This is a genomic window from Bacillus cereus group sp. BfR-BA-01360 (assembly GCF_022663595.1).
Taxonomy (GTDB): domain Bacteria; phylum Bacillota; class Bacilli; order Bacillales; family Bacillaceae_G; genus Bacillus_A; species Bacillus_A cytotoxicus.
Map to the genome: position 1 here is coordinate 1 of NZ_JAKUFV010000033.1, position 23774 is coordinate 23774.

A 23774-nucleotide genomic window follows, 5' to 3' on the forward strand; every position below is an offset into this window, starting at 1 on the left:
CTCATGGATGCAAGCTACTTTACGTTTTTGCTTTTGATAGTTTTTTGCTTCATCCAGTTTGCATTTTCGTTTTAACGCTAATTCCTGTCGCTAATACAGACGGCTTATACTGCAACAATTTTTGCGCACTCTTTAATGCTGTTTCTGCGTGCCATGTTCCAAGTGCAGGAAATGGAAATAGCCATTTCAATTGCCCTGCTACCGCAACTCTTCCACAAGTTTGGAAAGCATCACCAACGATCAGTGCATCGTTTCTTGTATCTAAAATTTTCTGACTAATACAAAAAACAGCCACCTAAGTGACTGTTTTTTTGTTACGTATTAAACTATATAACGCTCCTCCTCTAAAATCTTCGCTGCAATTTCACGCTTCTTCGGAATAACATTCATTGGCGTGTGGCGAGTTAGTTTGCGAAGCGCTGATAGCATCATGCGCAACATATCACCGTTTTCCACTGCGATAATTGTTTCTTTTGCATCTGCTTCAATTTGGTTGAACGCTTCTTGACAGAATACTTCCGTGTATAATACTTTTTGTTTATTCTTTTCGAGACCCGTTGCTTTGATTGCTTTTTCCGTACGGAGCAAGGCTGATTCCATTGCGTATAAATTACTTACAATATCAGCAATATTCACAAGAATTTCCTGTTCTTTCTCAAGCGCTTTACCGTATTTTTGAGCTGCTAATCCAGCTACCATTAGGCCGATTTTCTTCGCATTCTTGACTAAATGTTTTTGAAGTGCTAATGGCTCATCGCCTACTTCTTCTGGCATCATCATCATTAATTCTTCTTGTAGTTTTTGTGCTTTTTGCAGTAATGGTAGTTCCCCTTTCATTGCTTTACGTAAGAACGTACCCGGTACGATTAAACGGTTAATTTCGTTCGTTCCTTCGAAAATACGGTTAATACGAGAATCACGATACATTCTTTCAATCTCATACTCTGCCATGAATCCATAACCACCGTGAATTTGTACTCCTTCATCTACTACATAATCTAATACTTCAGAACCAAATACTTTATTTAATGAACACTCAATTGCATATTCTGCAATTGAAGCTGCTACTGCTTTCCCATCTTTTACTTCTTTCTCAGTTAATGTGCTCATACGACTTTCAAATAAGCCCACTGTACGATAAACAGAACTTTCCGCTGCATATGTTTTCGCTGCCATATTCGCAAGCTTTTCTTGAATTAATGGGAAACGAGCGATTGGTTGCTTAAATTGTTGACGCTGGTTCGCATATTCTGCTGAAATTTCTATTGCGCGTTTTGCCGATCCAACTGTACCAACACCTAGTTTATAACGGCCGATATTTAAAATATTAAATGCAATCACATGCCCTTTACCAATTTCGCCAAGAACATTTTCTTTTGGTACTAATGCATCTTCTAAAATTAATGTACGAGTTGATGAACATTTAATACCCATTTTCTTTTCTTCAGGGCTTGTCGATACACCTGGATATTCTTTTTCTACGATAAATGCAGAAAAGTGCTCGCCATCAACTTTTGCATATACGATAAACACATCCGCAAAGGCTGAGTTTGTAATCCATTGTTTTTCTCCGTTTAACACATAGTGCGTACCTTCTGCATTTAAACGTGCAGTTGTTTTTGCACCTAATGCATCAGACCCAGATCCTGGCTCAGTTAATGCATATGCAGCTAACTTTTCACCAGTTGCAAGTAGTGGTAAATATTTTTTCTTCTGATCTTCGTTACCAAATAATACGATTGGTAATGATCCGATACCGACATGAGCACCATGTGTAATAGCAAACCCACCAGCGCGCGCAAATTTCTCAGCAATTAAAGCTGAACTCACTTTATCAAGACCAATTCCGCCGTACTCTTCTGGTACATCAGCCCCTAATAATCCTAGTTCACCAGCTTCTTTCAATAGACGAACAGAACGATCAAACTCATGTTGCTCTAAATATTCAAGCTCTGGCAAAACCTCATTTACGATAAAGTCTTCTGTTGTTTTTGCTATCATTTTATGCTCATCTGTATAATCTTCTGGTGTAAATACTTGATCAATTGTAATCTCATCAATTAAAAAGCTACCGCCCTTTACTGCATTCCCCACTGTTTTTTCCATGAAAAATTCCTCCTTCATATTTTCATAAGCTGTATCTCTCATGTAACGAGAGATACTAGCTCTTCCTTTATTTTTTCGAACCGTTACATCGCTTCCACATTTTATAGAAGTTCAAACACTCCCGCAGCTCCCATTCCCCCGCCGATGCACATCGTTACGATACCGAATTGCTCATTGCGTCGTTTCATCTCATGAATAAGAGATAATGTTAATTTCGCTCCTGTACAACCGAGTGGATGTCCAAGTGCAATTGCACCGCCATTTACGTTTACTTTTTCCTCATCTAATCCAAGCTCACGAATGACTTGAATCGATTGAGAAGCAAAAGCTTCGTTTAGTTCAAATAAACCAATATCAGATAGCTCTAATCCCGCTAATTTTAAAGCTTTTGGAATCGCCGCAATTGGACCGATTCCCATTACTTCTGGCGGCACACCGGCTACTGCAAAAGAGCGGAATTTCGCCATTGGCTTCATGCCATCGCTCACTGCTTTTTCACGATCCATTAGTAGTACAGATGCTGCACCATCGCTCATTTGCGATGAATTACCAGCCGTTACGGAACCACGAACGTTGAAAGCCGGACGTAATTTCCCAAGTACCTCTAGCGTTGTATCTGCTCTTACTCCTTCATCTTGTGAAAACGTAATAGTTTCTTCTTCCAATTTGTTATTTTCGTTAACAATGCGCAACGTTACTTCTACAGGCACTGTTTCATCCGTAAATTTCCCTTCAGCTAATGCCTTTGCAGCACGTTGATGACTTCTAACTGCAAATGCATCTTGCTCCTCGCGAGAAATTCCGTATTTCATCGCAACTTGCTCTGCTGTATGTCCCATTCCCATATAATATTCTGGTGCTACTTCAACAAGTCGGCTATTAGGACGAACAACATGCCCCATCATCGGAACTAAACTCATCGATTCAGCTCCGCCAGATAATACCGCCTCAGAGTGTCCTAGCATAATGCGCTCTGCACCGTAAGCGATACTTTGCAAGCCTGAAGAGCAGTAGCGGTTAATTGTAATAGCTGGAACATCATAAGAAAGGCCTGCTAATCCACCGATATTCCGTGCCATATTTAAGCCTTGTTCAGCTTCTGGCATCGCACATCCAAAAATTAAATCATCAATCGGTCCTTCATAATTCGCACGTTTTAACGTTTCTTTTACGACTAACGCTCCTAAATCATCTGGACGAACTGTTTTTAATGAACCTTTTTTTGCTTTTCCAACCGGAGTTCTTGCTCCTGCAACAATGACAGCTTCTCTCATGAACGATATCTCCCCTCGTTATTAGTTACGTAATGGCTTTCCTTTTACAAGCATGTGCTGCATTCTTGCTTGTGATTTCATCTCACTTATTAAACTCATAAACGCTTCACGCTCTATATCTAATAAATATTGCTCATCAACTTCTGTTCCATAAGGTACCTTTCCACCCGCAATGACGTATGCAAGCTTTTTCGCAATATGGAGATCGTATTCTGAAATATAACCAGATAAATGCATTGCCTCTGCACCTAGTACAAGCGTTGCATATCCTGTTTCACCAACAACGGGAACCTTTTTACGAATTGGCGGTTTATACCCCGCTTCATATAGTGCAAGAGCTTTTTGTTTTGCATCATATAATAAGTGATCGCCATTCACACTAATGCCGTCTTTATCCCCTAAGAAATTATGAGAAATTGCTTCTTGTCCAGATGTCGAAACTTTCGCCATTGCTATTGTTTCAAACACTTTATTTGCAACCTTTTGCAAATCAAACTCTACGCCTTTTGCCATTTTATTTAAATATTTTATATATAACTCTTTATTGCCGCCTCCACCAGGGATAAGACCTACACCAACTTCCACTAATCCCATATATGTTTCACTAGAAGCTTGAATACTAGCTGTCGGCAAGCAAACTTCTGTACCGCCGCCAAGCGTCATGCCGTATGGAGCTGCGACTACCGGCTTAGAACAGTATTTAATTTTCATCATCGCATCTTGGAAGCTTTTTACAACCCACTCAATTTCAAAGTAGTTATCATCTTGTGCTTCCATTAAAATCATCGCTAAATTTGCACCAACGCAGAAGTTTTTCGACTGGTTTCCAATCACAAGCCCTTTATAATTTTTCTCTACTTCATCAACAGCGTAGTTAATCATTTGCGTAATATCCATACCGATTGCATTACTCTTTGAATGGAACTCTAGGCAAAGAATACCGTCACCTAAATCAATTAAACTCGCTCCGCTATTTTTCTTAATAACACCATGTTTCTCTTTTAATTGTTTCAGAGAAATTGCTTTTTTATTTCGCTCAATTCGCTTGTATTCTCCATTATCGTAATAATAACTTTCACCGCTATCATGCTTATAGAAAGTAGCAAAACCATTCTGTAGCATTTCTTTCACCCATGCTGGAACGACCTTACCGTTTTCCTCCATCTTTTGAACAGATTTTTCTACTCCTATTGCATCCCAAATTTCAAATGGACCTTGCTCCCAACCGAAGCCCCATTTCATCGCTTGGTCAATTGCTACAATATCATCAGCGATTTCCTTATAAAGTTTCGCAGAATATAAAAGAGTTGGTGTGATAATATTCCATAATAACTCTCCTGCACGATCTTTTGTATATACAAGCGCTTTCAATTTATTTGCTAATCCTTTTTCTTGTTTGCTTAATTCTACAGATGCAGCTTTTAATTTTTTACGCTCTTCATATTCCATCGTTTTAGGATTTAATTCTAAAATCTCTTTTCCTTTCTTTAAGAAGAACCCTTGCCCCGTTTTGCTTCCAAGCCATTTTCTATCGAGCATTTCATGCATGAAAGTAGGCACCTTAAAGACATCTCTTTCTTCTTCCTGCACATTTTCATATACATTATTTGCAACATGAACAAACGTATCTAATCCGACAACATCTAATGTACGGAATGTTGCACTCTTTGGTCGCCCAATTAATGGTCCTGTTACAGAATCCACTTCACCAACGCTATATCCGCGTTCCATCATTTCACGAAGTGTTACAAGTAACCCGTACGTTCCGATGCGATTTCCGATAAAATTCGGTGTATCTTTTGCAATAACAACACCTTTTCCAAGAACATCTTCGCCAAATTGTTTCATGAAGTTCAACACTTGTGGGTCTGTATCGTTTGTCGGTATAATCTCTAGAAGTTTTAAATATCGTGGTGGGTTAAAGAAGTGCGTTCCTAAGAAGTGTTTTTTGAAGTCGTCTGAACGACCTTCTGCCATTTTTTCAACGGAAATGCCGGATGTATTCGAACTTACAATCGTACCAAGTTTACGAACTGCATCTACTTTTTCAAATAGTTGTTTTTTTATATCTAAATTTTCAACAACAACTTCAATAATCCAGTCTACTTCAGCAAGGCGTTCAAGATCATCCTCTAAATTCCCTGTTGTAATCAGTGCCAAGTTATCCTTCACAGCAAGAGGAGCTGGTTTTTGTTTCACTAATTTTTGCAGCGCTCCATTACTAAATCGATTTCTTACACTTTTATGCTCTAGTGTAAGTCCCTTTGCTTCCTCTTCTTTTGTCAGTGCCCGTGGCACAATATCAAGCAATAATGTTGGTATACCGATATTGGCTAAATGTGCCGCAATCCCTGAGCCCATTACGCCAGAACCGAGAACAGCAGCCTTTTTAATTTGGAACATCCATTTCTCCCCCTATTCTTGAATGAATGCTCATTCAATTTTTCGACATACGTCGCAATCAATGAGTGAGCCTCTACTAATAAATATATGATACCGCTTGAATTTTCGCAATATATTTAATGATAAAATTTTCTGAAATAAATATTTTTCTTTTATTCGGTTATTCTACAAATGCATAGTTTCTGTAATAGAATATGACAAAACAGGAGGAATATATATGGCAAAGTTAAAGAAAGATCCTTCAAAAGCTGGCGTAAGCGCAGCAAGCGTAACAGGAAATGCTGGTCCTACTGATCGCGGTATTGAAAAGGGACGCCAAGGTAACAATCAGCAATATAAAAAACATAACATGGGTGAAAAATAACGCTATATTTTTGGGCAGAAAACGTGGCATAATGAATATTGGCTACTTTTTCTGCCCAATTTATTTGTAACAAAAGAGGGAAAAATAATGAAACGAACAATAATCATGATTGTAATGATTTCCACACTATTTATCGGCATGATTTTCTTTTCTTATGCACAGAGACAAAAAAATATAAGAGCTGATCAACCTCCTATTACAGGAAAGTACGGCATTACAATCGACGCAGACACTGGTGAAATTCTATATGGAAAACGAGAAGATGAACGTTCTTATCCCGCTAGTATCGCAAAAATAATGACAACTATTCTGTTATTAGAGAATGTAAAAAAAGATGAAGAGATTACAATTACAGAAAATGCAATTAAAACGGAAAGTCAAAGTAAGAAGATTAAGCTTCACGCTGGTGAAAAGTTAAAACGCGATGAAGCATTAAAACTTATGCTTATCATTAGTGCAGATCCTGTTTCTGAATCTATTGCTGAACATATTGCAGGGTCAAAAGAAGAGTTCGTTAAAATGATGAATACAAGAGCGAAAGAACTCGGAACAAAGCATGCAACTTTTAAAAATGCAAGCGGTGCTGATGCACTTGGTAATAAAGTATCACCTTACGATATTGCCATCCTTACAAAAGAAGCATTGAAATATCCAATTGTTTTAAAATATATGAATACAACGCGTACAACACTACATACTTCAGAACGTACTGTGAAACTAGCGAACTATGGCCGAGAAGAATTGTATGATGATCCATATGCAATTGGAAGTAAAAGTGGCTTGTCTGCTTTAGGGAAATATACGGTCGTAACTGTTGATGAAAAAGAGGGAAAACGTGTTATTACCGTTGTTCTTTCTTCTACTCGTCATGAACTATATCCCGACACAAAAAAGATGGCGCATTATGCACTGAAACAATTAAAATAACCCAGGAGATTTTTTCTCCCTGGGTTATTTTTTCATAATTCCTTTTAAAACGAACGCAACATTTGCTGGGCGCTCTGCGAGACGGCGCATAAAGTAACCATACCAGTCATTTCCATACGGTACATAAACGCGCATTTTGTATCCTTCTTTCACAAGCTCCAGTTGACGTTCTGTTCGAATTCCATATAGCATTTGAAATTCAAATTGATCACGTGAAATATTATGTTCTTTCACAAGGTTCTTTGTATATTCAATAATTGCGTCATCATGCGAAGCAATTGCAGTATAATTTCCATTTAATAAGTGCATTTTAATAATTTTTTTATAGTTTTCGTCTACATCTTTCTTTTCTGGGAATGCAACTTCTGGTGATTCCTTATAAGCCCCTTTTACAAGACGTAAGTTCGGACTATATGCATTTAAGTCTTCAATGTCTTTTTCTGTACGATATAAATATGCTTGAATTACAGTACCGATATTATCATACTCAGATTTTAATCGCTTAAAGATTTCAATTGTTTTCCCGCAACGCGAATAGTCTTCCATATCAATCGTAACAAATACACCATTTTCTTTTGCTGCCTCTAAAATCCGACGCATATTGTTCATTACGAGATCATCCGAGATATCTAATCCCATGGAAGTCATTTTTAAAGAAAGCTGGGAATCAAGCTTTTCACGCCCAATTGCGCGAATTGCTTCAATGGATTGATTTGCCATTTCATTCGCTTCTGCCTCATTATCAACGAATTCACCTAAATAGTCGATTGTTACGCAAAGCCCTTGTTTGTTTAACTTTTTAATAGTAGCTGCTGCTAAATCGATTGTCTCTCCCGCGACAAAGCGACCTGCTCCAAAGCGTAAGCCATACTTTTTAGCAAGTTTTGTTAGCGCTTTATTTTTTGATAAGAAAAGAAACGAATTTCGCATTAATTGTTCCATGTAATTCACCCCTATGACTGTACTTTGTCTGTTTTTTACCCCTCTTCTAAATTATATCATTGTTTGAAATTATTTGATACAAATAATTATTTAGATAATTACTATAATACTATAAAATCATTAAAAACCCTATATTTTCGCTTTTAAATATCCCCCAAAATTTTTCGACATTTAAAAAAAACTAGGAAAATAGGTAGATTGACAGGAGTTTATTGCGTTGAAAAATACGAATATCATATAGGTTATCCGTTATCGTTACATAACAATTTCACCTGCATTTTCTCCTCCACCCCAAAACCTTTATAAAGTGAAACTTTAATCAGTGTGTCGAGGTCTCCATCCCCACTGATTATGAGCCCTCACCAATCAGGCTGCCCTAAAATAGCGGGATAAAAGATGGGTCAAGGGAAGTTGTTTGTGAATAAGTCCAAAATATAGGATTTTACTCAAATACTGCAAAAAAAATGGCTCCGATACAATATCGAAACCACCTTTTAGATGCTTACTTATTTTCAATCATTTTATTAAACTGTCCATTTTAGAATGTACAGTTCAAAAGGCCTATATATGTATTACGATTGCTTCTTTCAAAACATTTACAGCTTAAAGCTTTCTTCAACTTCTTTTTTCACAATTTTTGAAACTCTAATGCTGTTTCATTCATCAAACCAAAAAGCTATATACTAGAAATATCTTTATGATTCAAAAAGATAGTATACTCCATAGAAATATGACCCTGTGGAAAATAATAGCATACATAATCCTATATTTTATTCGTTTCAGAGTCCATCTGTTTTCTTACATAAATCATGAATGAATATTTTCCCAATCAACAGAACCTATCGGAAATAGTACTCAATCTGAAGTTTGTTCCCTCTTAAAATAGCTTTTTTACAAAAAAATAAATGATAGATAGTAGGAAACAGGTGCCTATTGTGCCAAAAGCTGCAATTGAAATTTTACCTGCTAATGTTTCATTCGGATCTAATACATTGGGTAAAACTGTACCCAAAATTGCAATACAAGCTAATATAACCATAATATATTTTAAATTTTTGGCTTTCTTATTCATACCATTTATCCCCTTTATTCCTTAATAGTACATGCTACTTTTCTCTCAGCTCCTAATCCATCCCCCTCTAATATCCTCTATTTCAGTTTGAACGACTGTAAAACTATCATTAGGTCCATAAGTTTATTCCCTATTTTCTTTATCTTTTATATCAAATTTATCATAAATATGAGAACTTACAAATAATTCCAATCCAAATGTAAGAAGTCATTTAAATATTTAGATATAGTTATTTCCCAACACCCTGTAATAACAACCACCCTATGAGTTTTTATTACTTTTGACTATGATGTTCTTCATTTACCTTCTTAATATCAGCAATTCATGTTACCATCTCTTCTTTTGCCTCTGGATACGTTTCATTCCAATCTTCACTAAATCCGGCATGGTTTTAGCAATGTATGAGTACAGTGCCCATTTTTTCACTTGTTCTTTTCTTTCTTCGTCCTACTCTTTCCTATATAGAAAAAAGTAGCGAAATCCGCTACTTTTTTCTATAATTTTGATTGAACAGAGTTTAATTTCTTCTCCATCGTACTTTCTTTATCACGACGGTCGTCAATACGAATTGTTGTTGCAACACGCTGTGCACCTTTCGTATATGGCACTTCATGCATTTGTTGAATGACTTCTAAAATGACAGGAAGATCTCCTTCAATTACTGTATTCATTGGTGTCAATTGATACTTCACGCGATCTGCATGTTTCGCTAATACTTTCTGTACTTCTGCTACGTATTCACTTACACTTGGATTTCCTGTGCCAACTGGAATGATGGATACATCAACAATTGCCATGATCATTTTCCTCCTAATAAAATATATATTTACATTTTTTTATTGTACCGAAATATATATTTGTTTACTAATCTTTCGCTTATTCTTCTACTTTAAACTGTGCTACTAATTTTTCTAGGCCTTTCATTTCCTCGCCTAGCATTCGCATCGTATCGGATACTTTCTCTAAGTGAGCCACTTGCGATTCAGTAGATGCATTTACCTCCTCAGAAACTGCGGCACTTTCTTGACTTGTCCCTGCAATTGTTTGCATCACTTCTGTAATTTCTTCTTGCTCATCTCCTATATTTTTTACCTCCCTAACGATTTTTTCAACCGAAGTAATAATCGTATCTACTACAGACATAATGATACGAAACTCTGTTTCTGCTTCTTCTGTAACCTTATTTTGTATATCTGCAATGTCTTTCAATTTACTTACAACGTCTACAACACGCGCAACTTCTAACTGTACATCTCTTATCATCATAGCGATTTCCTCTGTTGCTCCTTTTGATTGTTCCGCTAACTTTCTCACCTCTTCTGCGACTACTGCAAATCCTTTTCCTTGTTCGCCTGCTCTCGCCGCTTCAATCGATGCATTTAAAGCAAGTAAATTTGTTTGATCCGAAATTTCTTTAATGATTTCTACTACATTTTGAATAGATTGTACTCTCTGCTCTAGTTTACAGGAGGCTTCTTCTGTACCATCTACAATAGATGATGATTGTCCTCTTGTGTGAACTAAATGATGCATCGTATCAAGACCTTGTTTAGATGCTTGTTCTGCCTTATTTGTTACTTCCTTAATCGCTTCTACTGATTCAATCATTTGTTCCACTGAATCAGTCATATTTCCAAGTTGAGTGGAAACTTCCTCTACACCATTTGCAAGCGTTGATGCCCCGCCCGTTACATCTTCCATCGCCCCGGAAACCTCTTTACTTGCAGCAACAGTTTCATTCGTTAAATAATGAAGATGACGGGTAGATTGTTGAACGGTCTGTATATTATGTTTAATGCTACTTACCATTTCATTCATCTGGTCAACCATATGATTAAAATGAGTGGTAAGCGTTCCTACCTCATCTTTACTCATCACTTCCATTTTCAATGTTAAATCACCTTCAGCTACTCGTTGAACATGCTTTGTTAATAACTGCAAAGGTCTTGCTAATTTTCTTGCAAATAAAAAAGATACAGTAATCGCAACCAATAAACTCATACATGTCATCCCAATTACTGTATTACGTGTTTCAGATAATACACGATCAATTGTTTCTTTAGGATAGACGATTCCTATTTTCCATTTCATCTTATCAAATAATTGGCTATAGGCTACTATCTCATTTCCTTCTAATTTAGATTCAGCAAATTTCGTTGTATCTTTTTTCAAACTTTGGATAAGCGGCTCTTTTGAAACATCTTTCCCTACTTTTTCTGGATATACAAGCGCAATGTTTTTATCGTTAATGATGAACATTTCCCCAGCATAATTATATTGAATATTATGTAGTAGTTTTTGAATCGTTCCTAGCGATATATCCATCGCTACAACCCCTAATACAGAACCATCCTCACCAACAATCGCTTTTGAAACACCAATACTTAATTTACCTGTTGTAGCCTCATATAAGGGCTGCCCCCAATGAACTGATTTCGTATCTGCCTCAGCATTTTTGTACCACGGTCTAGAAGTTGGATCATATCCCTCTGGTAATGCTCCTCCCCCAGCGAGATTTGCACTTAGCGTTCTCTTATCTTTCGTCCCAATATATAAATCTAAAATATCTGGATGATTCTTTTTGAAGTGTAAAAATTCTTTTAAAATAGCATCCTCATTTTCTGGAGTTAGACCACTTTGCAATGCTTCTTGTACTAAGCTATTTGTTCCATAATGCCCTATATCTTCTTCAATCCCTTGTATAAATGTATGAAGTTGCTCAGTGACAAGATCCATTGTATTTTGAGAATATTGATTGAGTGTATCTTGCGCTCCCTCCTGCTGCAATTGATATACAGTTGTCCCTAAAATTGCAAACAGCAGCGTAATAAGCACTGAAAACACGACTGAAATTTTCAAACGTAAACTTCTCCACATTCCTTTGAAACATCCCCTTCTCGATGAAATTTAATTATGTCAATCGATATATTAAGTATAATAGATAATAAAAAAAGCTCAATCTATATAATTTCAAAAATTTATACTTATTTGTATATATTTCACTATACTCTCTAGAAGAGATCCTTCATGAGTACTTGTCTAAATACAAATCGTTCTTTATTCTTAATATAGAATCTAATTTGTTCGGGAGGCATTATGTTACAAAAATTTGGTTTCTCACAATATGAAAGTCAAGCTTATGAAGTCTTAGTCTCAAGCAATGAACCATTAGATGCAACAACAATTGTCAAACATTCCGGTGTTCCAAAAGCAAAGATATATGAAATATTAGCTCGCCTAATCGATAAAGGAATGGTAATGGATTCCGTTTCAGAAAAGAGAAAGCTATATACAGCATTGCCACTCAAGCTCGCGATTGAAAAATTAACAGCAGAATTCCAAACGAATATTAAAGAGCTTGAAACAAATATTTCCAAAAAATCATTTACAGATGACCGTGTTTGGAGCTTAAAAATGCGATCTTCTATTCAAGCACAAAGTAAACAGATGATGAAAGATGCTAAAAAATCTATCCGTATTTCTGCTTGGAATGATACATTCTTAGAATATCTTCCATTACTGGAGTAGAAGGCGAAACAAGGTGTTGATATTGAAGGCCTTATAGTAGGAAAATCTGAAACAGAACTAAAGAACATTCATTTTCTCATCCCAACAGACGAGCCAAATGCATTAGAGCGTTATTTACTCCTTATCATTGATGATTATGAAATTTTATTTGCTGGTGTTGAACAAGAATCTTGGCAAGCAATGAAAACAATGTCTCAGCCATTTGTAAAATTTTTTACTGAATTTTTCTATCATGATGTGGCACTTGCTAAAATTACCCAAAAGCATCATGAACTCTTTAGGAATGATGAGGAAATTCGAAGCATTTTAATGAAATTGAGGTATTAAATATATAAAAGGAATGCTTGTATACATAATAAAGCATTCCTTTTTTCGTAATAAGAAGGTGAAAATATCCTGATCCATATCTTTTTAAGTAATAGATAATACGTTTTATCTATCGAGAAATAGCACAGGATGCCTTTGCTATTTCTCATTCTGCCTCTTTATTTCATTTAATAACTCAATAATCCTTTCATTTTGCTCAACTTGCTTCTCCGAATTATGATAAAGAAAACGAATCCATCTAAATACAAATATAGTGATAAACAACGGTACTGCCATGAATAAAAAACCAATCATTGAATCATTCATATTTTATCACCTCAATAATTAATCTCTTCTATAACACCGTAGTAAAACCTCTATTTCTTCCAAAATTAAAAGGAATCTAATCACACGATAGATTCCTTTTTAGCCACATGAGTAGATTGTTCTCTCGTAATTGAGAAGATCGCACATAGCAATGCTAAGATGATAAATCCACCGCCGACCCAAGCATTATACATAACAGATGACTTTTCAATAACAATGCCACCTACTGTTGAACCGAGCGCAATCGCTAAAATATATACTCGAAAATTCAACTTTCTCCCCACTCCGTAAAGTTACTACAATAATAGCAACCAAAAGAGCAAGCAAGAGGAGATTCCTTATCTTCTAGGAGGAAATGTTTCACAAATAAAGAAGCAAGCGATTCCTTCACCTGCTTCTTTAAGGTTATCTTTCTTTTTTCTTATTTAAATACCAATATACAGGAAGTCCTGTCACAACGATTCCAATTGATAAAAAACAACTTATAGGATCATTCATAATCGCACTGCCAATTACAAATAATGACCCGAAAATGGCAACAATCGGTACAATTGGAAATAACGGTACAGTATAAGCACGTTCTTTTCCTTCATTACGTTTTCGTAAAATAAACACTCCAACAAATGTCATTACATAAAAAATATAAATAGTAAATACGGAAATCTCCGATAATTTGTTTGGATCACTTATAATCATTAAAATAATCCCTAAAATAATTTCAAACGTAATTGCATTAACTGGTGTGTTAAACTTTTCATTTTCTTTCGCGATAAATTTCGAAAACGGAAGCTGTCCACGCTCAGCCATGGACATTGGAATACGAGGGAATGTTAAAATCTTTCCGTTCAAACATCCAAAAATGGAGACAATAATACCGATACTAATAATTTTCCCGCCATATTCTCCTAACAACATCTCAGCAGCTGTTGCAGTCGCATTCTCACCAAGATTTACAATTTGCATAGCTGGCAATACTTTTAATAAAGCTAAATTAATTAATACATAAGCAAATGTTACAATTAATATCCCTAATGTCATCGCCTTTGGTAATAACTTTGTTGGATTCTTCATTTCACCGCCAATAGAAGCAAGCAAGATCCAACCATCATAAGCAAATAAAGTTGCTAAAATCGCCATACCAATACTTTGATTTTCCGATAATGGCACAACTACATTAAAAATATCACTATTCCCTTTCCAAAAACCTAACAAAACAATTAATACGACGGGAATCAGTTTCCCAACTGTTGTAATTGTTTGAACAATGCCTCCATACTTTGTTCCAACACTATTTACAGCGCCAAGGAATACAACTGTACCAATTGCAATTGGTAAATTCCACGATGTATCTAAATAAAAGAAGTTAATAAGTAAAGAACTAAAGTACAAACCTAACGTTCCAATGATAGCTGGTCCATATATAACTGTTTGCATCCATCCCGATAAATACCCTAAGAAACTCCCATAAATTTCTTCTAAATATGTATATAATCCACCATTTTTCGGAATTTGCGCTCCAATTTCAGCTACTGTTAAACCACTAGCTAATGTTAATAAGCCTCCAATGATCCAAGCAGCAATCGCCATATTAGAACTACCAGAATAATCTAATACACTCCCTGGCTTCATAAATACACCAGAACCAATAATTGTTCCGACAACGATGGATAATGCCACCGTTAATCCAATTTTGTTCTTCTCATCATGATGCATATTATGTATCCTCCTTCCAATTCTAGTGTGATGCAAAATGAAATAAAAAACACTCCTCCCTCAAAAAGGGACGAGTGTTTTATTCGTGGTTCCACCCTTGTTTGATTAGCAAAGCGCTACACTTTACCAATTTCTCAAGTTTCCATAACGATTTTCATCGGCAAGCAATTACTCACGGATTCACTGCTGCAGCTCAGAGGTGGTAATTCATTCTTTCGTATTAGGAAGCTTACAGCCTAAGGCTTCCCTCTCTGAGAATCGTAAAAAATAAATCATATCCTCATCATCACTTCTTGATGTCGAATTTTGTAGTTACTGTTCATTATATTAGATTTTTCAAAAAAATCAATAATATCGCTGATATAATATATAAAAATATCTCTTCTTATAGTATAACAAAAGCTATCCTATTTTTCGAATCTCCGTATTACTACACAGTAAATATCTTGATTATAGAGTATCTTAACTATCTTTATCCGACCTAGAGATTCAGCAATATAATATAAAAACGCCGCTCTCAATCAGAGCAGCGTTTTTCTCTAGCCATTTTGTAGTTGTCCTTGTTCATGTTCCATGAATTTTCTTAATATAATTGTTTGCATCATTGTGAAGGTATTCCCAGTAACCCAATACAACACAAGTCCTGATGGTGCAGCAAATCCCATAAATAAAATCATTGCCGGCATCATAAACTGCTGAATTTTGAGCATTTGAACTTGATCTTTAGACGTCTGCATCACCTTCATTTGAAGAAATGTCGTGAATGCTGCAAGAATCGGTAATATATAGTACGGATCTGCATGTCCTAAATTGACCCATAAAAACGAAGAGGTACGAATCTCTTCTGTGCGGCTAATTGCATAATATAGTGCCGAAAAAATTGGCATTTGTATAAGGATTGGCAAGCAGCCAGCTAGTGGATTCCAACCACCTGACTTCATGAGTTTTGCCATTTCTTTTTGATACTCTTTTTGTTTTTCAATATCTTTGCTTACATCGCCATATTTGTCCTTCAACCTTTGAAGCTCAGGTTGCATTTGCTTCATTTTCATTTGACTGCGATATTGCGAAATAGCTAATGGGATCATTGCAGAGCGAACTAAAAGCGTAATAAGAATAATCGCAACCCCAAAACTCCCGCCAGCTATATGATCATGGGCAAATTGAAGCAAAAATGAGATGGGATAAACAAAGTAGTGATCCCAAATTCCAGTACTATTTGCATCAATAGGACTTGCATGACTGCAACCAGATAAAACAAAAACAAGTAACAATGATAAATAAATGAGCACAGCTCGGTATGATTTTAACATGTTCATTCCTCCAATGTTTCGTAATGAATTAGCGAAACATTGGTGTATACGGACCAGCTTCATCACTCTCATCGCTTGATTCTTGTCTACGAACAGAATGAACCATTCCGTATTTATAAAAAATAGAAAAAAGCAGCCAATGATCTATACTCTCCTCACATGTATCAACAAATGTAAAAGCTTTTTGTCTACTACTCGATGCTTGTTGACGTACAAAATGAGAAATATTAGTAAGGAAAAAAACTTCTAATAAACATAATGCTGTCGTTACAACAGATATATATAAAGCAATATCTTGCAATAAAAAGTCCATCGCTTCACATCCTTAGTAATCTCATTTTAGCATACCTCACCAATATCCTCTATTTTCTTATAATTTTAAAGCAATTTCTGTATATTTCCTCGCAGAAACTGTCCAAACCATCGTCGTATCCGCTTCCTTTAGTATATTCACACATGTAATTGAATAAGTTATTTTTTAGAAATTTATAAAATTTTTGCATTATACTAAAACGGTTGCCAGTTTCTGAAAAAAGCTTTATTCTCTTCTTGTAATCAAAAATGAATATGGAGATGAAACATACTATGGGTCAATTAGGAGACGCCGATTACGTTCCCGATACCGCCTTTTTATCCTTCCCAGCGGCTAAAACGTTTCACTTAGAATTTATCATACAATTGATTGTTATTTTTGTAGCTTCTATCTTGTATGCAATTTCGATGAATATGTTTTTTATCCCGCACAATATGATTAGTGGTGGATTCGCTGGAGTAGGGATGATTATTGGTTATTTAATGCACTACAATATTGGTGCACTTATCTTTCTACTCAATGTTCCACTTCTTATTTTAAGTCATTTTTACTTAGGTAAGAAAACAACCTTTTTAACAGCTTATTTCGTAGCAATATCGTCAATCGCTATGAACATTATCCCAGTGCATCAAGTATCAGAAGATATTTTGCTTTCTTCTGTATTTGGCGGAGTCCTCTGCGGAGCTGCAACGGGAATTATTTTCCGATTCGCTTCTTCAACAGGAGGATTTGATATTGTCGGGTTGATTGTAGCAAAATATAAAGATATCTCAATTGGAGCTATCATTTTCGTATTCAACCTTGTTCTACTTGTTGTTGCTGGCTTTATTTTCGGTTGGGATATTACCTTGTATACGTTAATTAGCCGTTTTGTTGTCAGCAAAGTAATTGATGCTGTGCATACGAAACATATCAAATTAACAATTATGACAATTACAGAAAAAGGCGAAGAAATCAAAAGCGCACTACTACATCATGGCATCCGTGGTGTAACAATGGTAGACGCTGTCGGCGGCTATACCAACCATAAGAAAAAAATTATTTACACTGTCGTAACTCGCTATGAGTTAGGAGAAATCAAACGCATTATTCGTCACGTAGACAATCATGCATTTATGAATATTACTGAAACTGTCGAAATCGTTGGCCGTTTCAAGCGCATATAAGAAAACGCAAGGAACTCACTTTCCTTGCGTTTTTATTTTGTCTTCACTTATTATAAAATCAGATAATTCTATCATTATAAACAAAAATATGTTATAATACAGTGAACAAGATTTACAAAAAGAATGTATAGACTTGGGAGTTTCTCTTACTTTTATAAGCAAAACGAAACGAGAAGTCGGGTATATTTTAAATGCAAATTTGCACATCTTATCGAATCATCTTAGTTATTCTTCATTATTCTTTTTAGAAAAGAACTTCTTTCCATTATACCTACCTTGTTGACTTCCAAATCATCTTAGTACATAAGGAGATGAATATATGAATCAATATATAAGATATACAATAGCTGTTTTGTTTGCGATGATTGGCGCTGCCATTTGCTTTTGGACAAACGTTCAGCTTGGGGAACATATCATTTTTAACGGAATAGAATCGCTTGTAAGCGCTTCAATATTAGGCGGATATATTTACTTCCTCTTCAATCCAGAAGAAAACGCCCAAAAAACAATGCTACTAACAATGATCGGAATTGTAGGGGGCTGTATCTCCTACTCCATGACAAACTATGCACTACCACTTCAATTAAGCTCTGCTTTCTTCCATGGTCTTTGGACTTGGTTTATCGCATTTTGCTTAGCAGATGTGTTTAACCTATTACAAGACCCTGAAGGAATCGAAAGCAATTCTTAAGCTGGAAGAATCCTCTTCCAGCTTTTTATTTTTTCTCCCTCAAAAAAATATATCGGCGCAACTTGAAATATATCGGCGATTCTTCACCATTTATCGGCGCAAATCGAATTTTATCGGCGCTTCGACATAGAATATCGATTTACCAACAAATTACGACAAGTGAAACGCCCTATATCACTTACTTAAAAATTCGAAACCAAACATGTGCCCCACCATATACATCGTCATTTTCCGCATATATTTCTCCGCCATGTTTCTCTACAATCATCTTTGCAATATATAATCCAAGTCCAGAATGATCCTTACTGCTTGATCTTGATTTATCCTCCTGATAAAAACGCTGGAAAATTTTTTGTACATTCCTTGCTTGAAAACCAGGCCCAGAATCATATATATGAAATTCAAGTACATCGTGCTGTATACTTACTTTTAATACTATCTTTCCTTCTTCTGGTGTAAACCGAACTGCATTCATTACAAGATTATCCATCACTTGACTGATTCTCTCTCGATCAAATTCAAAGATCTTTATATCTTTCGCTTGTTCAAATATAACTTCCCATTCTACCTCTTTCTTCCTAACAATATACTCATACTCTTCTATCTTTTTATGAAAGAAGCTCTCTACATCTACTTCACTTAAAAATAGTTGAAATGAAAAACTTTCCAGCTCATTGACCGTATTGAACTCTCCAATAAGTTTTGCCATTCGATTCGTATTTCGCTCAATTGTTTGTAAGTAACGCTGTAGTAGCTCTTCATTTTTCCAAAGGCCACTTTGCAAGCCTTCTATATGCCCACTAATAATAGTTAATGGTGTTTTTAAATCATGGGAAATCGCTCTAATATATTCTCTTCTTTCTTCTTCTAACTCCCATTGGTGTGATAAACTATTCGCTAATGCAGCGCGCATGTTTTCAAATGAATGAACTAATTCACCAATTTCATTTTTTGCATTATATTCTAAATGAAAATCTAAATCATGCTTTTGAATTCTTTTGGAAGCCTCCGATAATTCAATGAGTGGTTTCCTAATTCTTTTCCCCATTCGGCTTGAAACAACATAAGACAAAATCGTAATGTACATAAACGGAGAACTTAAAAATAAAAGCACTATTATTCCATTGGTCAGAGAAGTTGGCGAACTAACTAAACGATAATGTAACCCAACCGCTCCTTGCAAATTCCCTTTTTTATCGACTACCGGAATATAATTTGTAATAATATCATTTTCTTCCTGAATATTTGTATTTATTACTTTTAAAATTGGATTTTGCTCTGTTATAATCTCTTTTGTATATGTCCCGTAAAGAAATTCCCCTTTCTTATTTACAACTTGATATTGAATTCCCTCCAAAGGAATTAACTTTTCTAGCTGCTTCCTCTCGTTTTCATTTAATAAAAGATCTTCTTTTTTCTTAATATATTTTTCAATAGTAGGTATTTGATTTTGATAGTGATTAGCTGGCAACACTTTCTCTGAATCGCCAGTCATTAACCAATACCAACCACCTATTGCTGTTAAAATAGTAAGTAGTAAACTTCCAATTAAAATGATTAAGAAACCTACCACCAATTGTTGTTTAATACGCAGCTGCTCAATCATCTTTGGACACTCCATTTATACCCAATTCCCCAGACTGTTTGGATATATGTATACTCCTTATCATACATGCTAATCTTTGTCCGAATTTTTTTCATATGTTCAACAACAGTAGATACATCACTTTCACTATCATAGCCCCAAATTTTTTCAAATAGCTGTTCTTTCGTTAATACTTGCCCTGCATGAAGTGCTAGTATTTTTACAATTTCAAACTCTTTCTTCGTAAAATGGATGAGTTGTTCTCCGCTCCTCACCTCATAGCTTTGTAAATCAATGAAAATATTCCCATATTTCAAGACTTGTTTATTTTCTTCCCTATTGATTGTACGACGTAAATTAGCAATAATCCTTGCCTTCAGCTCTTTCAAACTAAACGGTTTACTAATATAATCATCTCCACCAATCATTAATCCCTCAATTCGCGATTGCTCTCTACTATCAGCACTTACGAACAAAATGGGACACCCTTGACTTTTTCTAATCTTTTCACATACCTCAAATCCGTTCATATCAGGAAGCATTACATCCAGTAAAACTAAACTTACATCATCATCTAATTGACGTAGCGCTTCCTGTCCATTTAAAGCCGTTCGCACATGGTATCCTTCCATGGCAAGACTATCTGCCAAAAATGTTAAAATATCTTCCTCATCATCAACAACTAAAATGGTCGCTGCCACGGTCATTCTCCCCTTTACTCATACAAATCTTTTGCCCGCCATGTTATAACACTAGATAACATACAAACTACGAAAATTGTACCATTCAAAAGATAGAATGTGGAATCTCCATTACTTAAAGTACGAATCGCTTCTTGGCCTGCTAATATAAAATACGAAAATATATGGTGAACATATAGCACTCCAAACAGGATTCCAATTGTTCCAAAATAAGAAAGAACTACATTTGGCATCCATAAACTAATGAAGCTTGCCAATAGTAAAAGGGTCGCAGTAATAAAAAGAAAGATTCCATAATATTTCAATGTATATAAAAAAGATTCCATAGCGTTATATTTTATATCTTGATGTAAAAACGTCGTATACTCAGCTGAGGGGATATACAATCTCCCATATACATATCCAGTAATAAAAGTAAGAAGTAAAAATATCGAAGCAACTATAAACTGCGTTAGCCATTTCCCACAAAGTAATTTCACTCTCTCAATCGGCCTTATACAAACGAGACGATAAGCACCTGAAGAACGCTCACCATTAAAACTATCCACAAATAAAATTGGAAATATTAATAAAGCTAATATAGGATATATTTCTTTTGCTAGTACAACTGAAAAATTCAACTGGCTTAACGGTGTTCCTACACCATTCCGACTATAAATTGCTAATTCTCCATACTCAAGAAAAATTGCATCGCCTATAAGAAACAATATAAAAATAAATAACATAACCTTTGTCTTTTTCCGAGAAAAAATCCGTTCAAATTCACTTATCATTAATTGTTTCATTCTACTCACCTCACACAAAATGATCTTTCTTCCTTAATATAAAAAACGTAATCAAATTTGAAATAACCATATAAATCGCTAATACAAAGGAGCATAAAGAAATAAAGTCCACATTTTCTGTAAGTGCTAAAGCAATTCCTCTTGCCTGCAAATATATAACTGATGAAGATTGTACATATAGTATTTGATTATCCGATACAAAATTTTGTACGACTTCTGGAACAATCAAAGAAAGGAGAATAAATCCCATTCCAAACGCGATAGCACTTGTTGTAGACTTACTCAGTACTGTTATCGCCATAAAAATACTACTGACGCAAACTGTTATGATGTACGCTATGATGTAATACTTCAGTGTATATAAAAAAACTTCTGTTCCACTATTAGTTGGCTGCTCATAATAAAAAAGGAAGACATTCGGATTAAATTCAAAACATACATACCCAATTACATAACTACAAATGAAATATACGAGGAAAAACAAAGCCATCATTATAAGCATTACAACCATTTTTCCAAATAAAATTTGCCGATACGTATAAGTACGCTGCAATACAATTCTCATTTGTCCACTGTAATATTCATGAGAAATCATAAGAGCCATCGTCACGAGCAAAATCAGATTAAATATACTCACAATCATTTCTGCAAGGCCCATATAAGGGAATGTATTTGCATATGTATAATCTGCAGCTGTTTTTGTGATCGATCGATTGTGCTCCATGGAATACTTCACAGCCCCCCATAACATCAATGGTATCATCGCAAAACAAAGCCATGTCACCTTCTTCGCCCAAAGCCTTTCCCATTCAGACTGCACTAACCTCATCATGAACTCATCATCTCCACAAAAATATCCTCAAGCTCTTTCTGATTACCTTTTAAATCTTCCGTTGTCCCTCGCCATATCAGTGCCCCTTCTCGAATCATGACCCATGAATTACACATAATCTCAAGTTCACGAATGAAATGACTCGAAATAAAGAATGTAATTCCTTTCTTACGCTGTAAATCAAGAATAATTTTTCGAAGTTGCTGAATCCCAACTGGATCTAGTCCATTAGAAGGCTCATCTAAAATAATAAAATCTGGATCTCCCAATAGTGCTTGGGCAATTCCTAACCGTTGTTTCATTCCAAGTGAATACGTACTAACCTTATCATCAGCACGATTTTCTAAACCGACGATTTGTAACACTTGCTGAATCTTTTTCTCCAAGTGCTCTCCCCCAGCATTCAGCGTAATCCTGCCTAAATTCCGCAAATTTTTTCTTCCTGACATATAAGGAAAGAAAATAGGTGCTTCAACAATTGCACCGACATATCGAAGAGCTTCCTTACGATTTTTTTGTACACTCACACCATTGATTAACACTTCACCTTCATTTGGTCGAATCAATCCCATAATGGCCCGAATCAATGTCGTCTTCCCAGATCCATTCGGTCCAACAAATCCACAAATTTCATTTTTATAAACTGAAAAAGACAGATGGCTTAACAACGTTCTTCCTTTCACTCTCTTCGTCACATCTCTCACTTCTAAAACAGGTTCTTTCATCTCAATCCCCTCCTTACTTCTAGAATAGAAAATAAAAATAAACAATTTATAAACAAATAAAAAAGAAGATGCTTCTACGGCAACTTCTTTTTCCCCTTCCCCAAAATATATCGGCGCAACTTGAAATATATCGGCGATTCTTCACCATTTATCGGCGCAAATCGAATTTTATCGGCGCTTCGACATAGAATATCGATTTACCAACAAATTACGACAAGCGGGCAACTAACCGTCTGCTAGCATAAAGATCTCCTAATGATAAAACAATCGATGGTGCATCATCACCTCGTTCAATTAAGCTGATTGTCTGCCGCGATGAGCCAATTGTTTTCCCGAAATTCTCTTACTCGATTTTGAAGCTTCATACCCAAACCTCTTTTTCAATTATTTAGTTAAAATTAGAAATCCTCCCCTTTCTTTTATCGATGATTGACAAGACTCTCTATATAATTAAGTGAGAACGATAAAGTGCAACTTTAATTAGTAAAGGCTTCCTTCATCCCATACTGATTATGAGCTCCCACCTATCTTCCTCACTTTCCTAAAATAGCGGAATAAAATAAAAAAGCAATGCTCCCACATAAAATGTACCCTATAGGATAGACACTTAAAAAAAAGGTCTATTCTATAGGGTATTTCTTGTATAATGAGAGAAAAATGAGAATCGGAGACATTTCAAAATGACGAAAAAACTATTTACA

The 23774-nt window shown here is 35.5% G+C and carries 20 protein-coding genes, 5 pseudogenes and 1 other annotated feature; of the genes and pseudogenes, 5 read left to right on the forward strand and 20 right to left on the reverse strand.

Going from position 1 to position 23774, the window contains the following annotated elements; genetic code table 11:
* Positions 1-49: 49 nt before the first annotated feature.
* The 4 genes and pseudogenes from MR056_RS20320 to MR056_RS20335 form a co-directional block, all read right to left on the reverse strand.
* A pseudogene (locus tag MR056_RS20320) lies at positions 50-277 on the reverse strand (hypothetical protein); the annotation flags it as partial.
* Positions 278-321: 44 nt separating this feature from the next.
* Positions 322-2106 (reverse strand): acyl-CoA dehydrogenase family protein, encoded by a 1785-nt coding sequence (locus MR056_RS20325; RefSeq protein WP_012096046.1) that lies wholly within the window; start codon positions 2104-2106, stop codon positions 322-324.
* 101 nt (positions 2107-2207) lie between these two features.
* Entirely contained in the window at positions 2208-3380 is a 1173-nt protein-coding gene (locus tag MR056_RS20330; RefSeq protein WP_012096047.1) for an acetyl-CoA C-acetyltransferase, read from the reverse strand.
* Between the two features lie 21 nt (positions 3381-3401).
* A complete protein-coding gene (locus tag MR056_RS20335; protein ID WP_048723191.1) occupies positions 3402-5783 on the reverse strand; it encodes a 3-hydroxyacyl-CoA dehydrogenase/enoyl-CoA hydratase family protein in 2382 nt (793 codons plus the stop codon).
* A gap of 217 nt (positions 5784-6000) precedes the next feature.
* On the opposite strand from MR056_RS20335, the gene MR056_RS20340 reads away from it, so the two are divergent.
* Both MR056_RS20340 and MR056_RS20345 read left to right on the forward strand, forming a co-directional pair.
* Positions 6001-6147: a YuzL family protein gene (locus MR056_RS20340; RefSeq protein WP_012096049.1), complete on the forward strand. Its 147-nt coding sequence runs from the start codon at positions 6001-6003 to the stop codon at positions 6145-6147.
* 87 nt (positions 6148-6234) lie between these two features.
* The gene (locus tag MR056_RS20345; RefSeq protein ID WP_012096050.1) at positions 6235-7074 is read left to right on the forward strand and encodes a D-alanyl-D-alanine carboxypeptidase family protein; all 840 of its coding nucleotides are present in this window, start codon (positions 6235-6237) and stop codon (positions 7072-7074) included.
* A gap of 24 nt (positions 7075-7098) precedes the next feature.
* On the opposite strand, the gene MR056_RS20350 is transcribed toward MR056_RS20345, so the two are convergent.
* The 5 genes and pseudogenes from MR056_RS20350 to MR056_RS22910 all read right to left on the reverse strand — a co-directional run bounded on the left by MR056_RS20350 (position 7099) and on the right by MR056_RS22910 (position 11965).
* Positions 7099-8016, reverse strand: coding sequence for a proline dehydrogenase family protein (locus tag MR056_RS20350; protein WP_012096051.1), 918 nt, complete (start codon positions 8014-8016; stop codon positions 7099-7101).
* Between the two features lie 877 nt (positions 8017-8893).
* Positions 8894-9088 (reverse strand): hypothetical protein, encoded by a 195-nt coding sequence (locus MR056_RS20355; RefSeq protein WP_012096052.1) that lies wholly within the window; start codon positions 9086-9088, stop codon positions 8894-8896.
* Between the two features lie 322 nt (positions 9089-9410).
* Positions 9411-9532, reverse strand: a pseudogene (locus MR056_RS20360) (DUF2573 family protein); the annotation flags it as partial.
* A gap of 50 nt (positions 9533-9582) precedes the next feature.
* A complete protein-coding gene (locus MR056_RS20365) occupies positions 9583-9885 on the reverse strand; it encodes an MTH1187 family thiamine-binding protein (RefSeq protein ID WP_012096054.1) in 303 nt (100 codons plus the stop codon).
* A 79-nt stretch (positions 9886-9964) separates the two neighbouring features.
* Complete coding sequence (locus MR056_RS22910; RefSeq protein ID WP_012096055.1) at positions 9965-11965, reverse strand: methyl-accepting chemotaxis protein; 2001 nt, start codon at positions 11963-11965, stop codon at positions 9965-9967.
* Positions 11966-12184: 219 nt separating this feature from the next.
* Between MR056_RS22910 and MR056_RS20375 the strand changes: the two are divergent.
* Positions 12185-12943: pseudogene (locus MR056_RS20375) on the forward strand (TrmB family transcriptional regulator).
* A 138-nt stretch (positions 12944-13081) separates the two neighbouring features.
* Here MR056_RS20375 and MR056_RS20380 read toward each other — a convergent pair.
* From MR056_RS20380 to MR056_RS20400, 5 genes and pseudogenes are all read right to left on the reverse strand, one after another.
* Entirely contained in the window at positions 13082-13249 is a 168-nt protein-coding gene (locus MR056_RS20380; protein ID WP_087099322.1) for a hypothetical protein, read from the reverse strand.
* An 80-nt stretch (positions 13250-13329) separates the two neighbouring features.
* Positions 13330-13500: pseudogene (locus tag MR056_RS20385) on the reverse strand (MFS transporter); the annotation flags it as partial.
* A 154-nt stretch (positions 13501-13654) separates the two neighbouring features.
* Complete coding sequence (locus MR056_RS20390) at positions 13655-14962, reverse strand: APC family permease (protein WP_012096059.1); 1308 nt, start codon at positions 14960-14962, stop codon at positions 13655-13657.
* A 63-nt stretch (positions 14963-15025) separates the two neighbouring features.
* Positions 15026-15258, reverse strand: a binding site (T-box leader).
* Positions 15259-15501: 243 nt separating this feature from the next.
* On the reverse strand, positions 15502-16275 hold the full coding sequence (locus tag MR056_RS20395; protein ID WP_087099324.1) for a membrane protein insertase YidC: 774 nt from the start codon (positions 16273-16275) through the stop codon (positions 15502-15504).
* A gap of 28 nt (positions 16276-16303) precedes the next feature.
* Positions 16304-16588, reverse strand: coding sequence for a hypothetical protein (locus MR056_RS20400; RefSeq protein WP_012096061.1), 285 nt, complete (start codon positions 16586-16588; stop codon positions 16304-16306).
* Between the two features lie 272 nt (positions 16589-16860).
* On the opposite strand from MR056_RS20400, the gene MR056_RS20405 reads away from it, so the two are divergent.
* Together MR056_RS20405 and MR056_RS20410 are read left to right on the forward strand one after the other, a co-directional pair.
* Positions 16861-17754 carry a YitT family protein gene (locus MR056_RS20405; RefSeq protein ID WP_012096062.1) on the forward strand — a complete coding sequence of 298 codons (894 nt, stop codon included), beginning with the start codon at positions 16861-16863 and terminating at the stop codon, positions 17752-17754.
* Between the two features lie 319 nt (positions 17755-18073).
* Positions 18074-18445: a DUF3938 domain-containing protein gene (locus MR056_RS20410; RefSeq protein WP_012096063.1), complete on the forward strand. Its 372-nt coding sequence runs from the start codon at positions 18074-18076 to the stop codon at positions 18443-18445.
* A gap of 178 nt (positions 18446-18623) precedes the next feature.
* Here MR056_RS20410 and MR056_RS20415 read toward each other — a convergent pair whose 3' ends face one another.
* From MR056_RS20415 to MR056_RS20440, 6 genes and pseudogenes are all read right to left on the reverse strand, one after another.
* Complete coding sequence (locus tag MR056_RS20415; protein ID WP_048723198.1) at positions 18624-20051, reverse strand: sensor histidine kinase; 1428 nt, start codon at positions 20049-20051, stop codon at positions 18624-18626.
* Positions 20048-20731 carry a response regulator transcription factor gene (locus MR056_RS20420; RefSeq protein WP_087099326.1) on the reverse strand — a complete coding sequence of 228 codons (684 nt, stop codon included), beginning with the start codon at positions 20729-20731 and terminating at the stop codon, positions 20048-20050. Before MR056_RS20420 ends, MR056_RS20415 begins: the two co-directional genes overlap by 4 nt.
* Before the next feature lie 14 nt (positions 20732-20745).
* Positions 20746-21516, reverse strand: coding sequence for an ABC transporter permease (locus tag MR056_RS20425; protein ID WP_087099328.1), 771 nt, complete (start codon positions 21514-21516; stop codon positions 20746-20748).
* Positions 21517-21526: 10 nt separating this feature from the next.
* Positions 21527-22348, reverse strand: coding sequence for an ABC transporter permease (locus MR056_RS20430; RefSeq protein ID WP_048723203.1), 822 nt, complete (start codon positions 22346-22348; stop codon positions 21527-21529).
* On the reverse strand, positions 22345-23073 hold the full coding sequence (locus MR056_RS20435; RefSeq protein ID WP_048723205.1) for an ABC transporter ATP-binding protein: 729 nt from the start codon (positions 23071-23073) through the stop codon (positions 22345-22347). Before MR056_RS20435 ends, MR056_RS20430 begins: the two co-directional genes overlap by 4 nt.
* A 253-nt stretch (positions 23074-23326) precedes the next feature.
* Positions 23327-23438: pseudogene (locus MR056_RS20440) on the reverse strand (helix-turn-helix transcriptional regulator); the annotation flags it as partial.
* Between the last annotated feature and the right edge of the window lie 336 nt (positions 23439-23774).

Bases quoted from the DNA above. Each gene is read 5' to 3' on its own strand.
- MR056_RS20325 (WP_012096046.1), bottom strand. From the start codon at position 2,106: ATGGAAAAAACAGTGGGGAATGCAGTAAAGGGCGGTAGCTTTTTAATT.
- MR056_RS20330 (WP_012096047.1), bottom strand. From the start codon at position 3,380: ATGAGAGAAGCTGTCATTGTTGCAGGAGCAAGAACTCCGGTTGGAAAA.
- MR056_RS20335 (WP_048723191.1), bottom strand. From the start codon at position 5,783: ATGTTCCAAATTAAAAAGGCTGCTGTTCTCGGTTCTGGCGTAATGGGC.
- MR056_RS20340 (WP_012096049.1), top strand. From the start codon at position 6,001: ATGGCAAAGTTAAAGAAAGATCCTTCAAAAGCTGGCGTAAGCGCAGCA.
- MR056_RS20345 (WP_012096050.1), top strand. From the start codon at position 6,235: ATGAAACGAACAATAATCATGATTGTAATGATTTCCACACTATTTATC.
- MR056_RS20350 (WP_012096051.1), bottom strand. From the start codon at position 8,016: ATGGAACAATTAATGCGAAATTCGTTTCTTTTCTTATCAAAAAATAAA.
- MR056_RS20355 (WP_012096052.1), bottom strand. From the start codon at position 9,088: ATGAATAAGAAAGCCAAAAATTTAAAATATATTATGGTTATATTAGCT.
- MR056_RS20365 (WP_012096054.1), bottom strand. From the start codon at position 9,885: ATGGCAATTGTTGATGTATCCATCATTCCAGTTGGCACAGGAAATCCA.
- MR056_RS22910 (WP_012096055.1), bottom strand. From the start codon at position 11,965: ATGTGGAGAAGTTTACGTTTGAAAATTTCAGTCGTGTTTTCAGTGCTT.
- MR056_RS20380 (WP_087099322.1), bottom strand. From the start codon at position 13,249: ATGAATGATTCAATGATTGGTTTTTTATTCATGGCAGTACCGTTGTTT.
- MR056_RS20390 (WP_012096059.1), bottom strand. From the start codon at position 14,962: ATGCATCATGATGAGAAGAACAAAATTGGATTAACGGTGGCATTATCC.
- MR056_RS20395 (WP_087099324.1), bottom strand. From the start codon at position 16,275: ATGTTAAAATCATACCGAGCTGTGCTCATTTATTTATCATTGTTACTT.
- MR056_RS20400 (WP_012096061.1), bottom strand. From the start codon at position 16,588: ATGGACTTTTTATTGCAAGATATTGCTTTATATATATCTGTTGTAACG.
- MR056_RS20405 (WP_012096062.1), top strand. From the start codon at position 16,861: ATGGGTCAATTAGGAGACGCCGATTACGTTCCCGATACCGCCTTTTTA.
- MR056_RS20410 (WP_012096063.1), top strand. From the start codon at position 18,074: ATGAATCAATATATAAGATATACAATAGCTGTTTTGTTTGCGATGATT.
- MR056_RS20415 (WP_048723198.1), bottom strand. From the start codon at position 20,051: ATGATTGAGCAGCTGCGTATTAAACAACAATTGGTGGTAGGTTTCTTA.
- MR056_RS20425 (WP_087099328.1), bottom strand. From the start codon at position 21,516: ATGAAACAATTAATGATAAGTGAATTTGAACGGATTTTTTCTCGGAAA.
- MR056_RS20430 (WP_048723203.1), bottom strand. From the start codon at position 22,348: ATGATGAGGTTAGTGCAGTCTGAATGGGAAAGGCTTTGGGCGAAGAAG.
- MR056_RS20435 (WP_048723205.1), bottom strand. From the start codon at position 23,073: ATGAAAGAACCTGTTTTAGAAGTGAGAGATGTGACGAAGAGAGTGAAA.